The sequence below is a fragment of the Nocardioides luteus genome, from assembly GCF_000960475.2.
GTDB classification, from domain to species: domain Bacteria; phylum Actinomycetota; class Actinomycetes; order Propionibacteriales; family Nocardioidaceae; genus Nocardioides; species Nocardioides luteus_A.
In genome coordinates this window covers 122,919-145,657 of record NZ_JZDQ02000005.1, presented here as the reverse complement: position 1 = coordinate 145,657, position 22,739 = coordinate 122,919, and the positions used below count along the sequence as shown (strand labels likewise).

Genomic DNA, 22,739 nt, shown 5'->3' with positions numbered 1-22,739 from the left:
TGGTCACAGCCGGGATGCCGCGTCGAGCACCTGGTTGATCGGCGGATAGTCACCGATCCGGTTGCCGATGTAGCTCCACCGCACCTCGCCGTCACTGTCGAGGATCACCACCCCGGGACTGCGAACGGTGTCTCGGGTGATTGCCTGCGGCTTGAACCCGTGCCGCAACGAACGCACATAGGCGGCCGCACCGCGCGGATCCGCCAGCCGCCAGCCCAGCGGTTTGACCGCATCGACGTGGTCGCGGAGACGGTGCTCGGGGTCGAGCAGCAACGGCATGCGTACGCCTCGTTCCTCCCGCAGCCACGTGGCCTGATAGTCCGCGGAACCACCGACCGCAAAGGCACCGAGCTTCTCTGCGGTAGCGGTCCGGTCGACCTCGACCAGCCACTCCTGGCACGGCAGGCAGCCGAAGTAGCGGACGAACTGCACCACGGTCAACGACGCGGTGAGGTGGTCGCCGAGCGACACCGGTTCGCCCGCCGGCGTACGTAGTTCCAGGTCCAGTAGCACCCGGGACACGACTTCGGTCACGCCTATGCTCCTTCAGTAGGGATTCGGGGAGGCTCGCGACGGTAGGCACTCAGGAACCCGATGCTCGACACCACGTCGGGATGGCGAAGTTCGCTGCAATGCGCACGGCGAGTTCCCAGGAGAACGCGCGGTGCAGGATCGCGTCGCTCTGGTTGACCAGCGAAAGCAGGGCGCCGACGACGAGAGCGACCCGGAGCGCAGGGCGACGAGTGCGGCCGCACGCGATCAGCCAGCAGGCCTGCGGCCATTTGCTCCATGCGAGCCTGTCCTCGTCGGCGGGCTGCTGAGATGCGGGCGACATGGCCCCATCTTCCAACGGATGTGCTGCTCCGGACTGTAAGCACGCTCACCGACACGACCCTGCATGCGCCACAAGACTCGGTGCCATCACTGCCGACACAAGAAGGAGCAAGCAGATGAGCACCACCAGTCCCAGCCTGGCCAAGGGCGCCGCCTACGGCGCCGGCGCCGGTGTCGTGGCCTCGATCGTCATGGGGATGTACGCGATGATCGCGTCGCTGATCAAGGACACGGGTTTCTTCACCCCTCTGCACCACATCGCCACGCTGTTCGTCGACCCGAAAGCCATGATGGAGTCGATGACGGGCGCCATGAACGGGGCGGGATCGTTCGAGATCTCGGCAGGCCCGGCAATCCTCGGCCTGATCATCCACATGATGACCGGAGCCATGTACGGCGCCCTGTTCGGTGCCGCGGCCACATGGCTGAAGCAGGTCTCCGTCGCACTGCTCGGCATCGCCGGCCTCGTCTACGGCTTCATCGTCTACCTGATCAGCGCATTCGTGAGCCTGCCCGTAGCCGCAGGCATCTTCGGTGTCGACGCGCTGGGCGAAGGCGACATGAAGGGCATGAACCCGATCAGCGACATGGCCGAGATGGCCGGCACGAACGTCTTCATCCCCGAGCACCTGGTCTTCGGGATCATCCTCGGCGTTCTCTACGCACTCAGTCTCCGGACGAGCACCAAGACGACCGTCAACGCCTGATCGTCACAAACCGGTGAGCCGGGCCACCTCTCCCGAGAGGGACCGGCTCACCCACCAGAGGAACCAAGCACGAAAGGCTGGCACGATGACTCCCGAGCCCCCTTCCTGCCTCAACATCGCCAACCCGGCAGATCTGGCAGGCGGCGCCAGACCCTGGTCGCCGGGCCGACGAGAGGAAGATGTGGACATCGAACGCGCAGCCAACAACCCCGACCGGCCCGACCGGCTCTGGTGCATGGCCGAGGTCGACATCTTCTGCGACCTCGACGCCGCGGAGATGGACGCCATGGCGCGGGCCGCACCGATGCGGACGTTCAAGCGGGGCTCCCTCATCTACACGCCCCACCAGCCCGCCGAGACACTCTTCATCCTCAAACAAGGCCGAATCAGGATCTTCCGGGTCTCTGCCGACGGCCGTGCCCTCACGACCGCCATCGTCGAGCCGGGAACCATCTTCGGAGAGATGATCATCGTCGGCCAGCAGATGCACGACAACTTCGCCGAGGCGATGGAGGACGTCGTGGTCTGCGTCATGACCAAGGCCGACGTCCAAAAGCTCCTGCTCGGCGACCAACGCATCGCCGCCCGCATCTCCGAGACCCTGGGACGCCGACTCGGCGACCTCGAACAGCGGCTCTCCGACGCCGTCTTCAAGTCCGTGCCACAACGCCTCGCCACCACCCTCCTCACCTTGTCCGAGGGCCACGCCACACCGCTCGGCCGAGGACAGCAGGTCAAGCTCACCCATGAGCAACTGGCTGCCCTCGCCGCCACCTCACGCGAGACAACCACCAAGGTCCTCGGCGAGCTCGCCGACCGCGGGCTGATCTCCCTCGGACGCGGCCGGATCGCCGTGAACGACCGGCAGCGCCTCGAGGCCATCTGCGGCGACTGACAGCAACCAACTCGCCGGATGAGGCCTCACCCGAGCGATGCCTGAGTGGGGCACACGCTCAAACCACGAGTCGCCGCGGGCGCATCACGGCAGTCGTCGGTCGATCCACCGTAGGATCGGGCCAATCACTCGGCGATCATGCCAGCCACGGCCGACCACGGCGGCCCGCATCTGCGCCGGGATTCGACGTAAACCCGCCCGGATCCCGCGACGACCTGCGTCGGCACGGAGCACCGCCCGGCGACGTACCCCACCGGGCGCAGTCGAAGCAGATCGAGACCTCGGGGTGCGCGCCCAGATGGACGACCTCCTCGGCACGGAACTCGTTATCGCAGCACCAGCAGCGCCGCCGTTCATCGGCCTCCGGCTCTGCGTGCGTTGGCATGGTTTCCAGCATCCTCCGCGCTACCGACGTGTGCAACCAGGGCGCCCGCGTCAGTAGTGGCACCGGGTGCCCCGCCGTATGGCGGTGCGCTCACCGAGCGGGAAGGCACCGATGCCGGCAGGCAGGTATGGCACTACGGCCAGTCAAACGCGGAGGCGCAGTTCGAGCTCGGGCTCGACCTGATGCTCCGGGGCATCGTGCACCCGATTCATAGCAAGCGGTCCTCCAGCGCTCGGGCTGCACGGGACATCGCTTCACCACAGGCACATGAATCCCAGACCGCGACGGGCTCACCCCTACTGTCCGGCTACTGTCCGGTCGAGAGTCACTCCAGACAGCTGACAACAACGACGCCCATCACGTTTTCGCAGTTCAACCGCATAATTCCGTCGACAGCCATCACCAACTCTTCCCACGGGACCGCTTCCCGCCCTACGGGCCATGAAACCCGCTGACAGCGAGCCGACAGGGCGCAGGTCAGATCGAGCGGCGATACCCTACAACCTTCCACCCCGACTACATGGGTCTCGACGCCACATACAGCCCGTGCGACAAGTCCTTTTTAGAGCGGGTTGCCGAACCGCAACTCGCGCCCATGCTTGCCGACCCGTTACGACGACTACCGACCCCTGAACCCTAACCTCGCGGGCAGCTACTCAACTCTTCAATGCGGTCGGCACGCATGCTACGAAGGTCCGTAGAACGGTCCGCTCACCTGGGCGGGCCGAGCGTCATTTCAGAGCGGTTTGACGAGGTGTGACGGGCGGTGACGAGAGACATGCACGGTGGCGTGAAGTTCTATCGCGGCGCGGCGGCCGCGGCGCGGGCGTATGTCGAAGCCGACCACTCACGGGCCGACGACTACTACCTCGCCGAAGGATCTGGTGTCGCGGCCAGATACGTCGTCAACGTCGATGAACATGATGAACCGGCAGTGATTGCGGCAGGCAACATGGATGGTGAGACGTACAAGCGGTGGGTCGCCGGGTACGACGTCGACACCGGCGTGGCGAAGGGGCGGCTGAGGAAGGATGAGAAGGGGCTGCGGTTCGTCGAGGTCGTTGTCAACGGCCCGAAGTCGTGGTCGCTTGCGGCCGCCGAGCACCCTCAGATCGCCCAGGTCTATGAGGCCGCGCAGGATCGAGCGGTACGTGAGGTGATCAACTGGGTCGCGCAGCACTCCACCACGAGGGTCGGGCCTCGCGGGCGTCAGGTGCAGGTCCCAGTCGACCAGATCGAGGCCGCGGTGATCCGGCACTACACCTCTCGTGCCGGCGACCCCCACCGCCACCTGCACCTGCAGATCAATGCCCGCGTCTTCACGAACGGACGGTGGCGAGGGCTGCATTCGGTCGGGACCGTTGACAGCATCGAGGCGATCAACGGCATCGGTCACGCCGCGGTCGCCTGCGACCCCGAGCTGCGACGCACCCTGGCCGCCTACGGGTACACCCTGCAGGCCGACGGTGAGATCCGCGAAATCAAGCCCTACATCGGTCGGTTCAGCCAACGCTCGGCCCAGGTCACCCGCAACCTCGACCGCTACGAAGCCGAGTGGCGCCGTCAACACCCCGGCCAGACGCCCGGACCGGCGCTACGACGCGGCTGGGACCGACGGGCCTGGGCCGACAACCGGCCCGACAAGGACATCCCGGTCGACGGCGTCGCGCTCGTGGAACGGTGGCGCGCGGAACTCCACGAACTCGGCTACGACCCGCCGGACCACCCCGTGTCCCTCAAGGCGCTCCCGATCGCCAGACTCGACCGGGCCGCAGTCGTCGACCTCGTGCTCAGCCGCCTGGGCGGAAGGCGATCGGCGTGGAACGCCGCTGACATCCGCGGCGAGGTGGAGAAGATCATCGCCGCTGTCGGGATCATCGCCGAGGGCACCGTACGCCGCGAGCTCGCCGAAGACCTGACCAGCCGGACCGTCGCAGCCTGCACTCCCCTGCTCGACCGCGGCGACGTGCCCGAGCACGTACGCGCCCTCACCTCCCAGCGGGTGGTGCACGTCGAGGAAGCACTGGTCTCCAGACTCGCCAACCGCGCCCGATCCCAGCCCCGGCCGGTTCGGCTCGACGCGCCCCGACATGCTCGAGGGCTCGACGCGGCCCAGCGACGAGCGGCCGCCGCTATCGCCGGCACCGCGCCCCTGGTAGTCATCGAGGGCGCTGCGGGCGCCGGCAAGACCACCACCCTCGCCGCAGCAGAAGCCGCCTTGAGACGAATCGGGCATCGACTGCTGGTCGTCACACCCACGCTCAAGGCCGCACGTGTCGCCTCCCGAGAGATCAAGACGCAGGCCAGCACCGCACACTGGCTCGCGATCCAGCATGGCTTCCGTTGGGACGAGGACGGCCGCTTCGGCCGCGTCCCGAACACCGAGCGCTTCAACGACCCCGGCAGGAAACTCGGGCCCCGCGGGGCCGCCCGCCTGGAGCCCGGCGACGTCCTGCTTGTCGATGAAGCCGGAATGCTCGACCAAGACCTCGCACTTGCTCTGATCACCATCGCCGACGAACACCATGCCCGGGTCGTGCTCGTCGGCGACCGTCACCAGTTGCCCGCGGTCGGCCGTGGCGGCGTCCTCGACCATGCCGCCCGACGGGCGCACCCGACCAACGTGCTCGAGCTGTCCGCCGTGCACCGCTTCACCGACAAGACGTACGGCGCGCTGAGCCTGCGCATGCGCACCGGCCAACGCCCCGGCGAGGTGTTCGACGACCTGGTCGCGCGCGGGGCCATCGTCGTGCACCCGACCGCGATCGAGCGGACCGCTGCCCTGGCCGAGCTAGCCGCCACCAAGACGGCACTGGTCATGGCCGACACCCGCGAACAGGTCAGCCTCCTCAACGCCGCTGCCCGCGAGCAACGATCCACCACGACACCGAAGCAACGACTCGGGCGGACTGCGTCAAAGGACGCCAGCGTGGTCACCGGGCGTGGCGAGCTGATCACGTACGGAGACCGGGTCACCACGCGGCTCAACCGTCGTGACCTCGGCGTAGCCAACCGTGACACCTGGACCGTCAGCCGGGTAACCGCCGACGGCAGCCTGCAGCTCAACGGCAGAGCCGGAACGGTGAGGATCCCGGCCGAGTACGTACGCGACCACGTGGAGCTCGCCTACGCCACCACCGTATACGGGGCACAGGGCGAGACCGTCGACTCCGGCCACGTCGCGATCGACCACACCACCGGCGCCGCCGCGGCCTACGTCGCGATGACCCGCGGCAGAGATCGCAACATCGCCCACCTCGTCGCCGACGACCTGGCCGACGCCCGCCAACAATGGATCGACGTGTTCAGCCGCGACCGTGCCGACCTCGGACCCGCCCATGCCGCCGAGCGCGCCGCCACCGACATCAACACCCACGGGCCACAACCCCGACGGCCACTCGCAAGGTTGCTCTCCCAGGGTGAGCAACCCCAATGGAGACACCCTCAGCAGACATACCCCCTGCGCACGAACACCGCCCCCAGCCGGACCGAGAGCCTCTCAAGCCCCGGAATCGGCCTGTAAGCAACCCCACGAAAGTAAAACTTAGGGGATCTGGGGGATGCCCATGCTCCCCCTTGCTGACCTGCGGAAACCCTGACATCCCCCGAGGCGTACCCCCAAGGTCCCCCCCTGCTCACCCCGGCCTGGGGGTGCGAAAGAGGTAACCTCCGTGCGGATCATGGGAGGGCATGGGCCCGAACACACGCGCGAACAACATTGCACCGATCTCGATCCCCAAGGACTGGGACGACGACGCACTGCTCACCTTCGAACAGTTCTGCACCCTCATCCAGACACCCCAGCGCACCGTCCGCGACTGGAAGCGCCGCAAGGTCGGCGTCCGCTGGAGGCGCCTGGGCCACACCGGCAGGATCTACACCACCGTCGGCGAAGCACGCCGGTTCGTGCACACCGGACAGAACGGCGGGAAGGAGGTGAGAGCCGATGTCGACGACCACTGATCGCCAGACGGCCACGCCCGAAGGCCGAGACCCGCGCCACATCTTCCTCGACGCACAAGAGGTGATGCGGCGCTACGGCTGGGGCAAGACCAGGGGGTATCAGAACCTCAAGGACCGGACTCTTGTCCCCGAACCGGTGCTGATCCACCCGAACCGCTGGCGCCTCGACCAGCTCCTCGCCTGGGAGGAACGCCGAATGGCCGCGGCCGAAGCTGCATTGGAAGCCCATCCCAAGGACGATTTCACGGCGGACGACATCGCGGCCCTGCTGCCCCGGTCGAAGAGACGCCGCCGATCGGCGTAGGCGCCCAGCCTGTGGCAGCATCGCAGTCGCCGCCTACGCTGTGGAAGACAACCCGCACCATCAACAGGAACCGAGCTGGGAGGGGCCGACATGATCCACATCGACATCGACGCCGACCTGAACCTGGTCGACGACGAGGACCGTAATGTCGCTCGCCTCCCCGACCGTCGTCGGTTCCAGCCCGGCGATGTCGCCGTCGCCGGCCGCCCGGGCTTCTGGTCGTGGGTCCTGATCGACGAGATCGCCGACGGCTCGACCTACTTCCGTCAGATCAGCGGCCGCGAAGCCGCCACCCACGGCGATCTCACCGTCTCGGCCTGAGAATCGGCGCGCCCGCTGCGGCGTCCACAGTCGGGACCGCGCGTGGATAGTCTGGAGGACCGTGAGCGACATCATGGTGGCGGCCAGTGCTTGAAGAGCCCGGTCGTACGTTCCAGCGGACCTTCGCGCGACGCGAGCTCCAGTCGCTGAGCACAGGGCGCACGTTCGAGCGGGGGCGCAGTTACGCACTCGACGGGCACGTACGACGGTTGCAGGTCACTGACCATGAGGTGACCGCGACAGTGGACGGCACGGCGGCGTACCAGGTGCGCCTCTCGGCCCAGCACGGTGATGCGGAGTGGAGCTGCACCTGTCCTGTCGGCCTCGACGACGAGTTCTGCAAGCACGTAGTCGCGTTAGGACTGGTCGCGACTGGCGAGATCGTGCCTGACGTGACCGACGACGTCACCGAGGTCGCCGATGAAGTCGATCTCGCTGGCTACCTCACCGGACTGGACCACCAGGCACTCGTCGACCTCGTTTTGGAAAGAGCCGCCGCAGACGGACTCTTCGGCGCACGGCTACGGGCGGCTGCCGCGAGCACCAGCGGCGCGCGACCCGACCTCACGTCCTACCGGCAGGCACTCGCCGCAGCCTTCGACACCGACGGCTACGTCAGCTACCGCGAGGCGTACGACTACACCGCCGGCATCACATCCATGCTCCACGAGCTGCAGACACTGCTGGATGAAGGCCACGCCGCGGACGTGATGACGCTGAGCGAATACGCCGCCCAGCTGGCCCAAGACTCACTGGGCTACATCGATGACTCGGACGGCGGGATGTCGATAGTGGCCGAGCAGATCAGCGACCTCCACCGATCCGCCTGCGTGGACGCACAGCCGGACCCAGTAGCGCTGGCCCGTAGCCTCTACCGGCTCGAGCGCAACGGCGACGATCTGGAAGTGTTCTACGGCGCCGTCGAGACCTACACCGAGATCCTGGGTGACGCGGGACTTGACGAGTACCGGCAGCTGGCCCGATCTGAATGGGAGCACGTCCCTGCACTCGGCCCCGGAGACGACAGGACCTGGTCCTCGGATCGCTTTCGCCTGACCCGCATCATGGTTTCCCTCGCAGAGCTCTCTGACGACGTCGACGAGGTGGTCAACGTGCTGGCACGCGACCAGTCCACGGCCTACCAGTTCGTCCGGATCGCCCAGGTACTGCTGCAGGCCGATCGCCGTGACGAGGCACTGGAGTGGGCACTCAAGGGCTTGTCACTGCACGGCTACCACGACTACCGCCTGGTTGAGATCGCAGCCGAGGAGCACCACCGGCTCGGCCGCGCCTCACAGGCGGTCGAGCTCGTCTGGCAGGCCTTTGAGGAGACGCCCGGAGTGCAGACCTACGGCCGACTGAAGGAGCACGCCGAGCGCGCGGGCACATGGCCCGTCCGGCACGAGCAGGCACTCGCCCACCTCCGCCGGCAGTCGAGCAGTCAACGCGACCGCTCGAACTTGGTCGCCGTCCTGCTCGTCGACGGCGCGGTCGAGGATGCCTGGACCGAGGCCACCCTGGGCGGCTGTCGGCGCGACCAACTGCTGGAGCTCGCCCGCCTCCGCGAGGACGACCACCCTGACGACGCCATCCCCGTATGGCGGGAGGAGGTGACCCGCGAGATCAACGCGATGAACAACTCGTCGTACGCCAACGCCGTAGCCACGATCGAGCGGATCAGCCGACTGCTGAGAACAGCCGGGCGCGAGGAGGAGTTCGCCGCGTACGTCTCCGACCTGGCTACTCAGCACCGACGCAAGCGAAACCTCATGAAGCTCTTCGCCGAGCGGGGTTGGTGACGAAGTCGCAGGTGGCAGTGTTGCAGGTCCTTCCACACCTGCTCAACAGACTTCGTGTAGGGCTGCGGTCGCGGTCCAGGCTTCAGCCGAGCAGCTCGACGTCGACGCCGACATGGTCGCCGAGGCTCTTCAACCCGGTGTCGAAGGTGACCAGTCGCCCGCTGTTCTGAGCAGCCACCGCCAGCAAGTGTGCGTCGGTGACCTGTCGATGGCCACGCAGGGTCGCGAGCCCGAACGCGTCGCCCGTGACCACCCGAACGGCGTCTGGCCAGAAATCGTGGGCACCGTGCTGGGTCAGCTGCTCCAGCATCGACCCCGCGATCTCCGGGGTCGTCGCGAGCGGCATGGCCTTCCGATTGGACGAGATCCTCACGAACCCCGACTCCGTCACGGGCGTCGTGGCCCACCCATCGGCTGCCGCCGACATGAACCACTTGCGAGCCGCCTCGTAGCCGACGTGGTTCGGCCAAGCGAGAGCCACCAAGGCGTTCACGTCGAGCAGGGCGCCACCCTCACTCGTCATCCAGCACCGCTGCGATCTGAGCCGACGTCACTCGCGGCGCGCCTGCTGGCACGTCGAAGGCTGGGAGATCGTCGTCATAGCGGATCCCGACCGGAGTCAACGACCGTCGAGCGAGCTCCGAGATCACCGCACCGACACTCCGGCCATCGGCGGCCGCGATCTCGCGGGCCTCCGCCAGCACGTCGTCGTCGATCGATACGGATTCGGTCATACTTCAAGGGTACGCCCGACGGCTTCACCCAGGGAAGAGATGGCCTACTGCAGGGGCACCGGCGTGATACACGAAGTGATACACGAAGCCTCGAATTCGGCGACCAACAGCGGTCAGCACTGAACCGGGGCGGCACAATATGGCGTTTCTGACCTGCACTTTCTCAGATCATCACCACTCTCGGAGCGTACGCACGATCACGTGGCACCAGTGGCACGCGGCGTAGCCGACCGACAGCAGGACAGGTACGTCCCGCCGCCGCGCCTCCTCGAACGCGTCGCTCCCCCACTCCCACCAGTCCACCGGGTTGTCGGCGTGCTGGAGCAGGTACGGAGAGGTCGCGGACGCGAGTCGGTTGGCCACTCCCCCAGCCTTGCACGCACACGATCCAGTCATGCAACCGTGTCTGAGGACACCTGTTGGTGACGCCGACTCGGTTCTGTACCTACAGGTAGGTACACTGCATCACGTGAGTACACGTGATGACTTGATCGAGGCGACTCGCGAACTGCTGTGGGAACGTGGCTACGGGGCGGCGAGCCCGCGGGAGATCCTGGATGTTGCTGGCGCCGGGAAGGGCAGCATGTACCACCACTTCCGCGGCAAGGAGGCGCTGGCGCAGGCAGCGATCGAGCGGAACGCCGAGGAGATGCAGGCTCAGATCGCAGGCGACCTGGCTTCAGGCGGGAGCGCGGTCGCGCACGTTCGGGCATACCTGACCCGGGAGCGTGAGGTCCTCAAGGGCTGCCAGTTCGGTCGCCTGGTGCAGGACCCGGACGTGGTCGAATCCCCTGTGCTGCGGGGCCAGGTCGAGGAGATGTTCGCGTGGGTTCGCAGCCGTCTCGAGGAAGTCATCTCCGGCGGCGTCGACAGCGGCGAGTTCGCCCCGGGTCTTGACCCGACTCGGACGGCGACGGCGGTCGCGGCGACCTTGCAGGGTGCGTACGTGTTGGCGCGGGCGGCACAAGATGTCTCGGTGTTCGACGATGCGGTCGAGGGCGTGCTGGCTCTGCTCGAAGCGGCGCGCTCGTGACCCTGATCGACGCACCGGTACGTACGGCATGGTCGGCGCGCGGCTGGGCGATCTATCTGGGCTGGATCGTGATCACCTTGGACGGCAGTGCTCTGAACCTTGCCCTTCCGACGATCGCGGACGAGCTTCAGGCACCGGAGGGCGGGATCGCATGGGCGGTCGATGCGTACACGCTGCCGTTGGCGTCGCTGTTGCTGCTCGGCGGGAGCCTCGGTGACTGGCTCGGTGCGGAGCGGCTGTTCCGTATCGGCGCGATCGGCTTCGCCGCGGCCTCGGTCGCGTGCGCTCTCAGCCCGTCGATCGGGTTGCTCATCGCCTGCCGGGCCGCGCAGGGGGTGTTCGCTGCGCTCCTGCTTCCGATGGTCCTCGCACTGATCGGCAAGAGCTTCGAGGACGCCGGACATCGCTCGACCGCGGTGAACATGATCACGGTCTTCGGCGGAGCCGGGATGGCCGTCGGCCCGTTCCTCGGCGGGCTGCTGACCGATACGACAGGCTGGCGGGCGGTGTTCTGGCTCACCGTGCCGTTCGCGATCGCCGCCGCGGTCCTCGTCGGTGCCGCGGACCTTCCCCGCGCCAGGCAGAATCGCTCTCACCTCGACCTGGCAGGGCAGCTCACCGGAACAGTCGGCCTCGTCGCCTTGGTCGCGGGTCTCATCGAGGTCGGCCGCGACACGAGCCCGACGCTCACCTGGGCGCTCCTCGCGGGCGGTGTGGCGCTGCTCGCCGTCTTCGTTCTGGTCGAGCACCGCTCGAGGGCTCCGATGATGCCGCTGGGCGTCTTCCGCAGCCCGGGATTGAGCGGTGCAGTCGCAGGAGGCTTCGCCTTCCAGTTCGGTGCCTACGGACTCCAGTTCTTCCTCGCGGTCTACCTCCAAGCCGCCTGGGGCGTCTCCGCCTTGACCGGCGGCCTGCTGCTGGCCTCCTATGCGATCGGCGTCGTCCTCGCGAGTCTGTTCGCCAACCCATACCTGCTGTCACGGGGAACCCGCCAGATGATCCTCGTCGGCTCCGTGGCCGCGGCTGCCGGGACCCTCCTGCTCCTCGGCGCGACCACAGCCGAAGGCTGGAGGGTTCTCGTGATCGCACAGTTCATCATCGGCGCCGGGACCGCCGTCTACTCGACTGCTCTGAACAAGCGCGCAAGCACCTCGCTCGGCGCTGGCTCGGCCGGCCTGGCCTCGGGCATCTACAACACCGCGCGTCAGGTGGGACAGTCCGTCGGAATCGCGATCCTCGGCACATTCGCCGCTTTCGCGGACGCCCGCACCGGCTTCATCGCCGCGATCATCCTGATCACCGGCTGCGCCGCCGCGATCGCCGTCACTGAGCTTCGGACACGCGCGGCCACGGTCTCGTGACACAGAAGAACCCGCCGCTCACGCGTCGGCCGCGACTCAGTCTTCGAGCGGCCCCAGGGATGGGCCGGCGACGAACCGGGCCGTCGGATCGGCGAGCACGTCCAGCTCCAGGACGACGAGCTCGTTGCGGGCGGGCCGCAGCAGTGGGCCGGGCACGAAGAGGGTGTGCTGCGGCCCGCGGCGCCAGTAGCGGCCCAGGCAGAAGCCGTTGACCCAGGCGATGCCCTTGCCCCAGACGGAGGTGTCGAGGAAGACGTCGACGTCGGGCTCGGCCGAGAAGTGTGCGCGCCACGCGGTGGGGCCGACGCCGGATCCACCGTCGTCGGGTGGGCCTGACTCCCACAGGCGTGGCACCCGGTCGAGGTCGATGGCCAGGACCTCCCAGCCCGTGAGCGGAAACCCGTCCAGCAGAGCCGGCCCGACCAGGCCCTTGTGCTCACCGATGCGGGCGCCGTAGTTGACCCGGCCCTGGTCCTCGACGACCAGCTCCAGCCGGCCGCTCGCGCGCGGGAGCGCGATCGCCCGCTCGTGGTGCTCGCGCTCGAGGATACCGACCGGGGCGCCGTCGAGGAGGACGGCTGCCCGGTCACGTACCTCGCCGAGGGTGAGGACGCCCGGGCCGTCGCCCGACAGCTCCGTTCGGTAGACAGCCAGACGCGTGTCGGTCTCCAGCTCGTCCAAGACGGGGGGCGACTCCCAACGACTCCAGGAGCCCCACGCAGCCGGATCCTCGAACAGGCGCACCGGCTCGCCCAACGCCACCGTCTGCTCGGGGGCGGGAACGGCCGCGCCCGGGACCTCGGCCAGCACCTCCGCATAGCGGGCGATGACGTCGCGGAACGCGAAGTACTTCGCGGTCGGGTTCCCGGCCTCGTCGAGGGGAGCGTCGTAGTCGTACGAGGTCACCGTCGGCCGGTAGATGCCCTTGTCGTTGGCACCGCTGGTCAGGCCGAAGTTCGTGCCGCCGTGGAACATGTAGACGTTGACCGAGGCGCCGGCCGCGAGCAAGGCGTCGAGCTCCGCGGCGGCCTGCTCGACGGGGGTGGTGTGGTGGATGCCTCCCCAGTGGTCGAACCAGCCGTCCCAGAACTCCATGCACATCAGCGGCCCGGTCGGCTGGTGGTCGCGGAGGGTGCGGAGGCGGTTCGCGCTGTCCGACCCGAAGGAGCTGGTACGCAGCACCCCGTCGAGACCGCCGGCGGCGAGCATGGCGTCGACGGGCTGGTCCACGGTGACCAGCGGGACGTCGATGCCGGCGCCGCGGATCATGTCCGCGACGGCCTGCAGGTAGTCCCGGTCGTCGCCGTAGGCGCCGTACTCGTTCTCCACCTGGACCAGCAGCACGGGTCCGCCCTGGTCGACCTGGTGCGGGCGGACGAGGGCGAGGACCTGGTGGAGATACTTCTCGACCGCGTCGAGGAAGCGCGGCTCGTGGCGGCGGATGCCGACGCCCGGCTCCCGGAACAGCCAGGGCGGCAGGCCGCCGTTGTCCCACTCCGCGCAGATGAACGGCCCGGGACGCACGATCGCGTGCATGCCGGCCTCCCCCACCAGGCGCAGGAACCGCGGCAGATCGAGGATGCCGTCGGTGTCGAAGACGCCCGGACGGGGGCTGTGGGCGTTCCACGGGACGTACGTCTCGATGGTGTTGAGGCCCATCAGCCTGGCCTTCTCGATCCGGTCCGCCCAGTGGTCGGGGTGGACCCGGAAGTAGTGCAGCGCGCCGGAGAGGATCCGGAACGGCTCACCGTCGAGAAGGAAGTCGGTCTCGCCGATCGTGAACTCGGGCATGCCTACCTCTCGTGAGGGGACGGACAACCACCGCGGCGCGATGCGCGGCGGCTGTCCGTCCCGTCTGTCGTGGATCAGTTGACGCTGAAGCCCTGGTCGTTGCCGTACTTCACGAGCGCGTCCTGCCAGGAGACCAGTCCGCCGTTGAGGTCGGAGTGGGTCTGGTAGGACTTGCCGACGGTGTCGCCGTAGATCGTGTCGGCGTAGAGCTGGTAGGGCAGGTACTGCCAGCCCTCGACCACCTGGGTGGCCGCGTCGGTGAGCACCTGGTTGACCTGCTGGCCACCGAAGTAGTCGACCTTCTTGTCGACGAACGCCGGGTCTTGAAGATCCGCGACCGTGGCCGGGAAGCCACCGCTCTCCAGGAACGGCTTGATGCCCTCGTCGTGGTTGAGCCAGCGTACGAACGCCGCCGCCAGCGCGGGGTTCTTGCTCTGCTCCAGGACCGACTGGGTGCTGCCGCCGTTCTCGGCGGTCGCCGGCTGGCCGTCGTACGTCGGCATCGGTGCGACGCGCCACTTGCCCGCACCGTCGGGCACCGACTGCTCGAACACGCCGGGCGCCCAGGCACCGAGCGCGATGCTGGCGATGGTGCCGTCGCCGAGCGCCTTGAACCACTCCTCGGTCCAGCCGGGGATGGTGCAGACCAGCTGGTTCTCGACGAGCTGGTCCCACACGCCCGTCCACTTCTTCGTGCCGTCGTCCTGCAGGTCGATCGTGACCTTCTCACCGTCGGCCTGGAACGGCGTGCCACCGGCCTGCCAGATCATGCTGGTGGTGAAGCCGGAGTCACCGCTGTCGTTGGTGATGCACTGCGACGGGTTCTCCTTCTTGATGGTCCGGGCAGCCGCGACGTACTCGTCCCAGGTCTTCGGCACCCCGAGCTTGTGCTCGTCGAAGACCTGCTGGTTGTAGAAGAGCGCCATCGGGCCGGAGTCCTGCGGCAGCCCGTAGAGCCCGTCCCCGGCGTGCACCGAGGCCCACGTCGACGGCGTGTAGTCCGACTCGAACTCGTCGAAGCCGTACTGGCTGAGGTCGACCAGGTCGCCGGGCAGCGCGAACTGCGGCAGCGCCTTGTACTCGACCTGGGCCACGTCGGGGCCGCCGGAGCCGGCCTTGATCGCGTTCTGCAGCTTCGTGTAGTGGTCGTTGCCGGTGCCGGCGTTGACCAGCTTCACCTTGACCTTCGGGTACTGCTTCTCGAAGGCCGCCACCTGGGCCTCGGCGGACGGGGTCCACGTCCAGTAGGTGATGGTGCCGCCCTTCTCGAGGGCGGCGTCGAGGTCGGCGGCCGAGCCTTCGCTCCCGCTGCCGCCCCCGTCGCCCGAGCCGCAGGCGGCCAGCACGGAGGCGGCCGTGAGGGCTGCCGCGACGAGGGCGATCCGGCGGCGGGCTCTGCGCCCACTGATGATCAACATGAGGTTCCTTTCATTTCACTGTTTGACGCTTCCCGCGCTCAGGCCGGACTGCCAGAACCGCTGGAGGAGGATGAAGGCGATGACGAGCGGGGCGATGGTCAGCAGGGAACCGGTGACCACCAGGTTGTAGACGGGCTGCGCGTTCGCGCCCGTCGCCTGACCGCTCCACTGGGTGAGGCCCACGGTGAGCGGGTAGAGCTTCGGCTCGCTCAGCATGATCAGCGGCAGGAAGTAGTTGTTCCAGGTCGAGACCACGGCGAACAGCAGCACCGTGACGATGCCGGGGGCGAGCAGGCGCAGCACGACCGTGAAGAAGATCCGGATCTCGCCGGCACCGTCGATGCGCGCCGCCTCGAGCAGCTCGTCCGGTACGGCGTCCGCGGCGTAGACCCACATCAGGTACAGGCCGAACGGGCTGATCAGGGAGGGGATGATGATCGCCCACACCGTGTTGGTGAGCCCCATGTTCGAGAACATCAGGAACGTCGGTACGGCCAGGGCGGTGCCGGGCACGGCCACCGCGCCGAGGATGACTGCGAAGACCGCCCGCCGGCCGGGGAAGCGGTACTTGGCCAGGCCGTAGCCGGCCGCGGTGGCCAGCAGGGTCGCGCCGCCGGCACCCACCACGACGTAGAGAAGGGTGTTCGCCAGCCAGCGCAGGAAGATGCCGTCGCGGTAGGTCAGCGTGTCGTGGACGTTGCTGAAGAACGCGAAGTGGTCGCCGACCCACAGCCCCGGGCTCGAGAACAGGTCCGCCTGGGTCTTGGTGGCGCTGAGGATCAGCCACACCAGCGGGACCAGCGTGTAGATCAGGAACAGCGCCATCAGCACGGTCAGCAGCGGCGACCGTCGCGGCGCCAGCGGCGAGGTGCTCACCCGGCGCGTCATTTCATCGCCTCACGGGTGCCGCGGAGCTGGACGGCGTACGCGATCACCGCGGTCAGCAGGCCCATCACGATCGCGACCGTCGCCGAGTAGTTGTACTGCTGCCCGCCGAAGGACAGGTTGTAGGCGTAGAGGTTCGGCGTGTAGTAGGTCGTGATGACATTGGGTTCCAGCGTGCGCAGGATGTTCGGCTCGTTGAAGAGCTGGAAGGTCCCGATGATGGAGAAGATCGTGGCGATCAGGATGGCCCCGCGCAGGGCCGGGATCTTGATCGAGAGCACGGTTCGCATGGCCCCGGCGCCGTCGAGCGCGGCGGCCTCGTAGATGTCGTCGGGCACCGTGCGCAGCGCGGAGTAGAAGATCAGCATGTTGTAGCCCACGAACTCCCAGGTCACGATGTTCGCGATCGAGGCGAGCATCCAGTTCTTGCTGAGCGGCGCGATCGAGGTGCCGAACAGGTCGTTGAGGTCGGCGGCCAGGCCGAAGTTGGTGCCGTACATGAAGCCCCACATCAGGACGGCCACGACGCCGGGCACGGCGTAGGGCAGGAAGATCACGAGCCGGAAGAAGCTCGAGGCGTAGAGCCGGGCGCTGTCGATGGCCAGCGCGGCCACCAGCGCGAGGCCGAGCATGATCGGCACCTGGACGACGAAGAACAGCAGGACCCGCAACGAGCCGTCCCAGAACTTGTCGTCGGTGAACACGTCGACGTAGTTGTCCAGACCGACGAACTCCGTGGTGCCGAAGAACGCCTGCGCCCGGAAGAGGCTGAGGTAGGCCGCGTAGCCGATCGGCGCCAGGAAGGTCAGCGCGAAGACCGCCAGGAACGGGCCGACGAAGATCCACCCCTTGGTGTCGCTGCGCGACCACCGACGACCGGGCGCAGGTGATCGCGCGCCACCGCGGGTCTCCCCGCGGCTCTCCAGTTGGGTCACGCCCTGGGACACGGTCCCGCCTCCTTTCACCGCCATTCGGTGGCGGCCTGTTAACGTCAACAGGTACAGTGACGTACGACACATGTTGACGTCAACAGGTTGGCGGAAGGATTATTCGGCGCATGGCGAAAGACACCACGGCCGGCGGACCAGTGACACGGCGCGGGGCCTCCCAGGCCGACGTCGCCCGCATCGCTGGAGTTTCGGGACAGACGGTCTCTCGGGTCGCGAACGGCGCCCGCTATGTCGACCCAGCCACCCGGGAGCGGGTGCTGACCGCGATGCGCGAGGTCGGCTACCGGCCCAACCGGGCGGCCCGGGCCCTGCGCAGCGGTCGGTTCCAGAGCATCGGCGTGATCGCGTTCGAGCTCTCCAGCGTCGGCACCACCCACACCCTCGACGCGATCGCGGCCGCCGCCACCGAGACCGGCTACGCCATCAACCTGCTGCCCGTGCTCGACGCCACCCAGGACGCCGTGCGAGCGGCCTTCGACCAGCTCGGCGAGCAGGCGGTGGACGGCATCATCATCCTGGTCGAGACGCACCGGCTCGACGGCGTCGCCGTGCCGGAGGGGCTCCCGGTGGTCGTGGTCGACTCCAGCGCGCAGTACGACTATCCGATCGTCGACAACGACCAGGCTCACGGCGCGCGGTTGGCCACAGAGCACCTGCTCGACCTCGGGCACGAGACCGTCTGGCACGTCGCCGGCCCCGAGCTGTCCTACTCCGCGCGGCGCCGCCGGACGTCGTGGCAGGGAACGCTCGAGGCCCACGGTCGAACGGTGCCGCCGGTGCTGGCGGGCGACTGGTCGACCGCAAGCGGCTACGAGGCCGGCCTCCGGCTGGCCGACAACGAGGAGGTGACCGCGGTGTTCACCGCGAACGACCAGATGGCCCTGGGACTCCTGCGAGCCCTGCACGAGCGCGGTCGCCGGGTGCCCGACGACGTCAGCGTCGTCGGCTTCGACGACATGGAGGAGGCGGCGTACTTCTGGCCGCCGCTGACCACCGTCCACCAGTCGTTCGACGAGGTCGGCCGGGGTGCGGTCGACGCCCTGATCCGGGAGATCCAGTCCGGCGACCACGAGCACCAGGAGGTCCTGGTGCCGCCCCGGCTGGTTGTCCGGGCCAGCACCGCCGCGCCTCGCGGGACGAACGCATGAGCCGGCGGCCGCACCGGTGGGTGCGATGGCCCGAGCCGCTCACGACCGAGAACGCTCGCGGGCCGCTCGGCTTCGGGGCCGACTACAACCCCGACCAGTGGCCCCGCGAGGTGTGGGACGAGGACGTACGCCTGATGCGCCAGGCGGGGGTCAACATCGTCTCTCTCGGGATCTTCTCCTGGGCCCGCCTGCAGCCGACCGCGGAGACCTGGGACTTCGCCTGGCTCGACGAGGTGATGGACCTCCTGCACGCCCACGGGATCGCCGTCGACCTGGCCACCGCGACCGCCTCCCCGCCGCCCTGGTTGAGTGCCGCGCACCCCGAGATCCTTCCGGTCACGCGCACCGGCGAGACCATGTGGCCGGGCGCCCGGCAGCACTGGCGGCCGACGTCACCGGTGTTCCGGCAGCACGCCCTGGCGGTCGTCGAGGCGATCGCCAGCCGGTACGCACAGCACCCGGCGCTCGCCGCCTGGCATGTCTCCAACGAGCTCGGGTGCCACAACCTCTACGACTACTCCGAGGACGCCGCGGCGGCGTTCCGCACCTGGCTCTCGCAGAGGTACGCCGACCTCGACGGTCTCAACCACGCCTGGGGCACCGCGTTCTGGTCGCAGCGCTACAGCGAGTGGGACCAGGTGCTGCCGCCGCGGCTGACGCCCACCATCCCCAACCCGACGCACCAGCTCGACTTCAAGAGGTTCTCCTCCGACGCCCTCAAGGACTACCTGCGCGCGGAGCGGGAGATCCTCGACCGGCTGACTCCTGACGTACCGGTGACCACGAACTTCATGGTGATGTCCCACTTCAACGGCATCGACTACGCCGGCTGGGCGGACGAGGTCGACTTCGTCTCCAACGACCACTACGTGCTCGTCGACGACCGCGCCCGCGACGAGCTGTCGTTCTCGGCCAACCTGACCGGCGGCATCGCCGGCGGTGACCCGTGGTTCCTGATGGAGCACTCGACCAGCGCGGTCAACTGGCGCGCGATCAACCCGCCCAAGGCCGAGGGCGCGCTGGTGCGGGACTCGCTGACTCACGTGGCGCACGGTGCGGACGCCGTCTGCTTCTTCCAGTGGCGGCAGTCCCTGGCCGGCGCGGAGAAGTACCACTCGGCGATGGTGCCTCACGCCGGCGAGGACAGCGACGTCTATCGGACGGTGGTCCGGCTGGGCGGTCACCTCGAGCGGCTCGCCCCCGTCGTCGGGTCGCGGCGCCGGCAGGCCCGGGCGGCGATCCTCTTCGACATCGAGTCGTCGTGGACCCTCGACCTGGAGGCCAACCCGAGCTCCTCGGTGAGCCATCGGGCGGAGGCGCTCGACTGGTACGCCGCGTTCCTCGCGCTCGGGGTCCGGGCCGACGTCCTGCCTGCCGGTGCCTCGCTCGACGGCTACGACGTGGTGGTGACGCCGGTGCTGCACGTGCTGCCGGCCGCGACCGCCGACCTGCTGCGGGAGGTCGTCGACCGCGGGGGCCATCTGATCACGACGTACTTCTCCGGGGTCGTGGACGAGAACAACCATGTGTACGCCGGTGGCTACCCGGGTGCGCTGCGCGACCTGCTCGGCATCCGCATCGAGGAGTTCGGGCCGCTGCTGGACGGCGACGAGGTCGTTCTCGACGACGGCAGCGTCGGGACGCTGTGGACGGACCGGATCACCGCTGCTCCCGGCACGGAGATCCTCGCGACGTACAAGACCGGTCTGCAGGCGGGCCGTCCGGCCGTGACCCGGCGGGCGATCGGCGACGGGTCGGCGACGTACGTCTCCACGCGGTTGGGTGCGGACGGTCTCGAGCCGCTGCTGGCCCGAATGCTGGAGGCCGCCGGGGTGGACAGCGAGCTGCCCGAGGGGCTTCGCGGCCGGGTAGAGCTCGCCATCCGTACGGACGGCGAGAGGGAGTACTGGTTCCTGGTCAACCGGACCGACGACGTGGTCGGTCTCGGCGAGCCGGGCGACCTCGGCGAGCCGGTGTTCTCCTCGGGTGCCGATCTCGGCGACGCCGAGCTCGCGGGCTCCGGGGTGGCCGTGTTCACCCGCGCCGCCCGATGACCAGCACGACCCGCGGGGTGCATCTCCGCCGTGGCGACACCAGCCTGGTCGTCCGGCTCGACCCCACCGAGCTCCCGTGCATCCTGCACTGGGGACCGGACCTCGGCGAGACCGCGGTCGAGCACGTACCCGACCTCCTCCGCTCGCTGGAGATGCCGAGCCTCGACGGGCCGATCTACCAGCACTCGTGGGCATCCGTGCTGCCGCAGCAGACCAGTGGCTGGGTGGGTCGTCCGGGTCTGCTGGGCAGCCGCGACGGCCAGGCCTGGGCGCTCACCTTCGACTCGGTGGACCACACGGTCACCGAGTCGACCGACCGCACCCGGCTCACCAGCGTCGCGCTGGACGGGCCGGCCGAGGTCGAGGTGACCACCGAGATCGAGCTGTTCGGCAACGGTCTGCTGCGCATGCGTGCCAGCGTGCGGAACCTGGCGGAGACGCCGTACGAGGTGACGCTGCTCGAGCCGGCTCTGCCGGTGCCGGGCGAGGCCGACGAGCTTCTCGACATGGCGGGGCGGCACGCCCACGAACGCACCCCGCAGCGCCACGCGTTCACCCAGGGACAGCACGTCCGCGAGGCCTGGGGCGGTCGGCCCGGCCACGACTCGGCCACCGTGCTGTGCGCCGGCCGGCCCGGGTTCGGCTTCCGTACCGGTCGGGTCTGGGGTGTCCACCTCGGCTGGAGCGGCAACCAGGTGCTCTGCGCCGAGAGCTCCTTCACCGGCTGGAAGCTGCTGCGCGGAGGCGAGCTGCTCATGCCCGGCGAGATCGTCCTGGGCCACGACGAGACGTACGCCTCGCCCTGGCTCTACGCCTCCTGGGGCGAAGGGCTCGACGCCTTCTCCGGCCGCTTCCACGAACACCTGAGGGCGCGCGACGTGCACCCTCGGCGCGAGCGACCCGTGCTCCTCAACACCTGGGAGGCGGTCTACTTCGACATGGACACCGACAAGCTCATCGAGCTCGCCGAGCGTGCCGCCGAGCTCGGCGTCGAGCGGTACGTCCTCGACGACGGCTGGTTCAAGGGGCGGCGCGACGCCACCAGCTCCCTGGGTGACTGGGTCGTGGACGAGGACGTGTTCCCCGACGGTCTCACCCCGCTGGTGAAGACCGTGCAGGGCCTGGGCATGGAGTTCGGGCTGTGGTTCGAGCCCGAGATGGTCAGCCTCGACTCCGACGTGGCCCGGGAGCATCCCGAGTGGATCCTCGGCACCCACGCCGGTCCCGGCATCAGCTCGCGCAACCAGCACGTCCTCGACCTCTCCAACCCCGACGCCTGGGACCACGTGTTCGGCCAGATCTCGGCGCTGGTGGACCGCTACGACATCGCCTACATCAAGTGGGACCACAACCGGGCGCTGACCGGCGCGGGCCGCGGCCGGGACCACCGGCCCGCGGTCCACCTTCAGACGCTCGCTGCCTATCGCCTGATGGACGCACTCCGTGCCGAACATCCCGGGCTCGAGATCGAGTCCTGCTGCGGCGGTGGCGGACGCCTCGACCTGGGAGTCCTCGAGCGGACCGACCGGGCCTGGGTCTCCGACTGCATCGACGCGCACGAGGGGCACCGGCTGGTCCGGTGGACCGGGCTGACCCTCCCGCCCGAGCTGATGGGCACCCATGTGGGAGCGAGCGCCGACCACACCACCGGACGCCGGCACACCCTGCGCTTCCGGGCCGGCACCGCCATCTGGGGACATCTCGGCATCGAGCGGGACCTCACCACCATGCCGGAGGACGAGCGCGAGGAGCTCCGGGCCTGGATCGCGCTGCACAAGCGGTTCCGCGGGCTGCTCCACTCCGGCCGCGTCGTACGGGCGGACACCGTGCCCGGCGGCCTCCAGCTCGACGGCGCGGTCGCCCCCGACGGGCGCGAGGCGCTGTTCCGGGTGTCGGCGCTCGACCACACGCTGGGCCAGCCGGCCGGCCGCATCCGGTTCCCCGGCCTGACCCCGGAGACCGCGTACCGGGTGACGCCGGTGCCTCTTTCAGTGTCGCCCAAGGACCGCCCGCGACCCGCCTGGTACGACGGCGGCACGGTGATGAGCGGTCGGCTGCTCGACGAGGTCGGCATCATCGCTCCCCTGCTGGAGGCCGACGACCTGGTCATCGTGCACCTGGTCGCGGAGGTGGCGTGAACCCAGGGCCGGCCGCTGC

Annotated in this window: 20 protein-coding genes and 1 pseudogene; 12 read left to right on the top strand and 9 right to left on the bottom strand. The window is 68.7% G+C overall.

Annotated elements, in window-relative coordinates; translation table 11 throughout:
• Nucleotides 1–3: 3 nt before the first annotated feature.
• Both UG56_RS04880 and UG56_RS04875 read right to left on the bottom strand, forming a co-directional pair.
• On the bottom strand, nucleotides 4–534 hold the full coding sequence (locus UG56_RS04880) for a redoxin domain-containing protein (RefSeq protein ID WP_177191420.1): 531 nt from the start codon (nucleotides 532–534) through the stop codon (nucleotides 4–6).
• Nucleotides 535–583: 49 nt separating this feature from the next.
• Nucleotides 584–835 (bottom strand): hypothetical protein, encoded by a 252-nt coding sequence (locus tag UG56_RS04875; protein WP_071326878.1) that lies wholly within the window; start codon nucleotides 833–835, stop codon nucleotides 584–586.
• A gap of 115 nt (nucleotides 836–950) precedes the next feature.
• On the opposite strand from UG56_RS04875, the gene UG56_RS04870 reads away from it, so the two are divergent.
• The 7 genes from UG56_RS04870 (at nucleotide 951) to UG56_RS04840 (ending at nucleotide 9,208) form a co-directional block, all read left to right on the top strand.
• A complete protein-coding gene (locus UG56_RS04870; RefSeq protein WP_045546852.1) occupies nucleotides 951–1,541 on the top strand; it encodes a hypothetical protein in 591 nt (196 codons plus the stop codon).
• 181 nt (nucleotides 1,542–1,722) lie between these two features.
• A complete protein-coding gene (locus UG56_RS04865) occupies nucleotides 1,723–2,436 on the top strand; it encodes a Crp/Fnr family transcriptional regulator (protein ID WP_256206439.1) in 714 nt (237 codons plus the stop codon).
• Between the two features lie 1,151 nt (nucleotides 2,437–3,587).
• Nucleotides 3,588–6,344: a MobF family relaxase gene (mobF, locus tag UG56_RS04860; protein ID WP_256206438.1), complete on the top strand. Its 2,757-nt coding sequence runs from the start codon at nucleotides 3,588–3,590 to the stop codon at nucleotides 6,342–6,344.
• 167 nt (nucleotides 6,345–6,511) lie between these two features.
• On the top strand, nucleotides 6,512–6,784 hold the full coding sequence (locus UG56_RS04855; protein WP_045546854.1) for a hypothetical protein: 273 nt from the start codon (nucleotides 6,512–6,514) through the stop codon (nucleotides 6,782–6,784).
• Nucleotides 6,768–7,088 carry a hypothetical protein gene (locus tag UG56_RS04850; RefSeq protein WP_045546855.1) on the top strand — a complete coding sequence of 107 codons (321 nt, stop codon included), beginning with the start codon at nucleotides 6,768–6,770 and terminating at the stop codon, nucleotides 7,086–7,088. The genes UG56_RS04855 and UG56_RS04850 overlap by 17 nt, the downstream gene beginning before the upstream one ends.
• Before the next feature lie 90 nt (nucleotides 7,089–7,178).
• On the top strand, nucleotides 7,179–7,409 hold the full coding sequence (locus tag UG56_RS04845) for a hypothetical protein (protein ID WP_045546856.1): 231 nt from the start codon (nucleotides 7,179–7,181) through the stop codon (nucleotides 7,407–7,409).
• An 86-nt stretch (nucleotides 7,410–7,495) separates the two neighbouring features.
• A complete protein-coding gene (locus tag UG56_RS04840; protein WP_045546857.1) occupies nucleotides 7,496–9,208 on the top strand; it encodes an SWIM zinc finger family protein in 1,713 nt (570 codons plus the stop codon).
• 82 nt (nucleotides 9,209–9,290) lie between these two features.
• Here the strand turns inward: UG56_RS04840 and UG56_RS04835 are convergent, their stop codons facing one another.
• From UG56_RS04835 to UG56_RS04825, 3 genes and pseudogenes are all read right to left on the bottom strand, one after another.
• Nucleotides 9,291–9,731 carry a TA system VapC family ribonuclease toxin gene (locus UG56_RS04835; protein ID WP_045546858.1) on the bottom strand — a complete coding sequence of 147 codons (441 nt, stop codon included), beginning with the start codon at nucleotides 9,729–9,731 and terminating at the stop codon, nucleotides 9,291–9,293.
• On the bottom strand, nucleotides 9,721–9,942 hold the full coding sequence (locus tag UG56_RS04830) for an antitoxin (protein ID WP_045546859.1): 222 nt from the start codon (nucleotides 9,940–9,942) through the stop codon (nucleotides 9,721–9,723). Before UG56_RS04830 ends, UG56_RS04835 begins: the two co-directional genes overlap by 11 nt.
• 195 nt (nucleotides 9,943–10,137) lie before the next feature.
• Nucleotides 10,138–10,338, bottom strand: a pseudogene (locus UG56_RS04825) (DUF255 domain-containing protein); the annotation flags it as partial.
• 73 nt (nucleotides 10,339–10,411) lie between these two features.
• Between UG56_RS04825 and UG56_RS04820 the strand changes: the two are divergent.
• Both UG56_RS04820 and UG56_RS04815 read left to right on the top strand, forming a co-directional pair.
• A complete protein-coding gene (locus UG56_RS04820) occupies nucleotides 10,412–10,975 on the top strand; it encodes a TetR/AcrR family transcriptional regulator (RefSeq protein WP_045546861.1) in 564 nt (187 codons plus the stop codon).
• Nucleotides 10,972–12,336, top strand: coding sequence for an MFS transporter (locus UG56_RS04815; protein ID WP_045546862.1), 1,365 nt, complete (start codon nucleotides 10,972–10,974; stop codon nucleotides 12,334–12,336). Before UG56_RS04820 ends, UG56_RS04815 begins: the two co-directional genes overlap by 4 nt.
• A 36-nt stretch (nucleotides 12,337–12,372) precedes the next feature.
• Here UG56_RS04815 and UG56_RS04810 read toward each other — a convergent pair whose 3' ends face one another.
• From UG56_RS04810 to UG56_RS04795, 4 genes are all read right to left on the bottom strand, one after another.
• On the bottom strand, nucleotides 12,373–14,127 hold the full coding sequence (locus UG56_RS04810) for a glycoside hydrolase family 35 protein (protein WP_045546863.1): 1,755 nt from the start codon (nucleotides 14,125–14,127) through the stop codon (nucleotides 12,373–12,375).
• A 74-nt stretch (nucleotides 14,128–14,201) separates the two neighbouring features.
• Nucleotides 14,202–15,545 carry an ABC transporter substrate-binding protein gene (locus UG56_RS04805; protein ID WP_052693089.1) on the bottom strand — a complete coding sequence of 448 codons (1,344 nt, stop codon included), beginning with the start codon at nucleotides 15,543–15,545 and terminating at the stop codon, nucleotides 14,202–14,204.
• Between the two features lie 15 nt (nucleotides 15,546–15,560).
• Nucleotides 15,561–16,433 carry a carbohydrate ABC transporter permease gene (locus UG56_RS04800; RefSeq protein WP_045546864.1) on the bottom strand — a complete coding sequence of 291 codons (873 nt, stop codon included), beginning with the start codon at nucleotides 16,431–16,433 and terminating at the stop codon, nucleotides 15,561–15,563.
• On the bottom strand, nucleotides 16,430–17,377 hold the full coding sequence (locus tag UG56_RS04795) for a carbohydrate ABC transporter permease (protein WP_256206437.1): 948 nt from the start codon (nucleotides 17,375–17,377) through the stop codon (nucleotides 16,430–16,432). Before UG56_RS04795 ends, UG56_RS04800 begins: the two co-directional genes overlap by 4 nt.
• A 110-nt stretch (nucleotides 17,378–17,487) precedes the next feature.
• Here UG56_RS04795 and UG56_RS04790 point away from each other — a divergent pair, with 110 nt between their 5' ends.
• Genes UG56_RS04790 through UG56_RS04780 form a run of 3 tightly spaced genes read left to right on the top strand, consistent with a single transcriptional unit; the run spans nucleotide 17,488 to nucleotide 22,720 of the window.
• The gene (locus UG56_RS04790) at nucleotides 17,488–18,528 is read left to right on the top strand and encodes a LacI family DNA-binding transcriptional regulator (protein WP_045546865.1); all 1,041 of its coding nucleotides are present in this window, start codon (nucleotides 17,488–17,490) and stop codon (nucleotides 18,526–18,528) included.
• The gene (locus UG56_RS04785) at nucleotides 18,525–20,582 is read left to right on the top strand and encodes a beta-galactosidase (protein WP_045546866.1); all 2,058 of its coding nucleotides are present in this window, start codon (nucleotides 18,525–18,527) and stop codon (nucleotides 20,580–20,582) included. Before UG56_RS04790 ends, UG56_RS04785 begins: the two co-directional genes overlap by 4 nt.
• A complete protein-coding gene (locus UG56_RS04780) occupies nucleotides 20,579–22,720 on the top strand; it encodes an alpha-galactosidase (protein ID WP_045546867.1) in 2,142 nt (713 codons plus the stop codon). Before UG56_RS04785 ends, UG56_RS04780 begins: the two co-directional genes overlap by 4 nt.
• The last annotated feature ends 19 nt before the right edge of the window (nucleotides 22,721–22,739 follow it).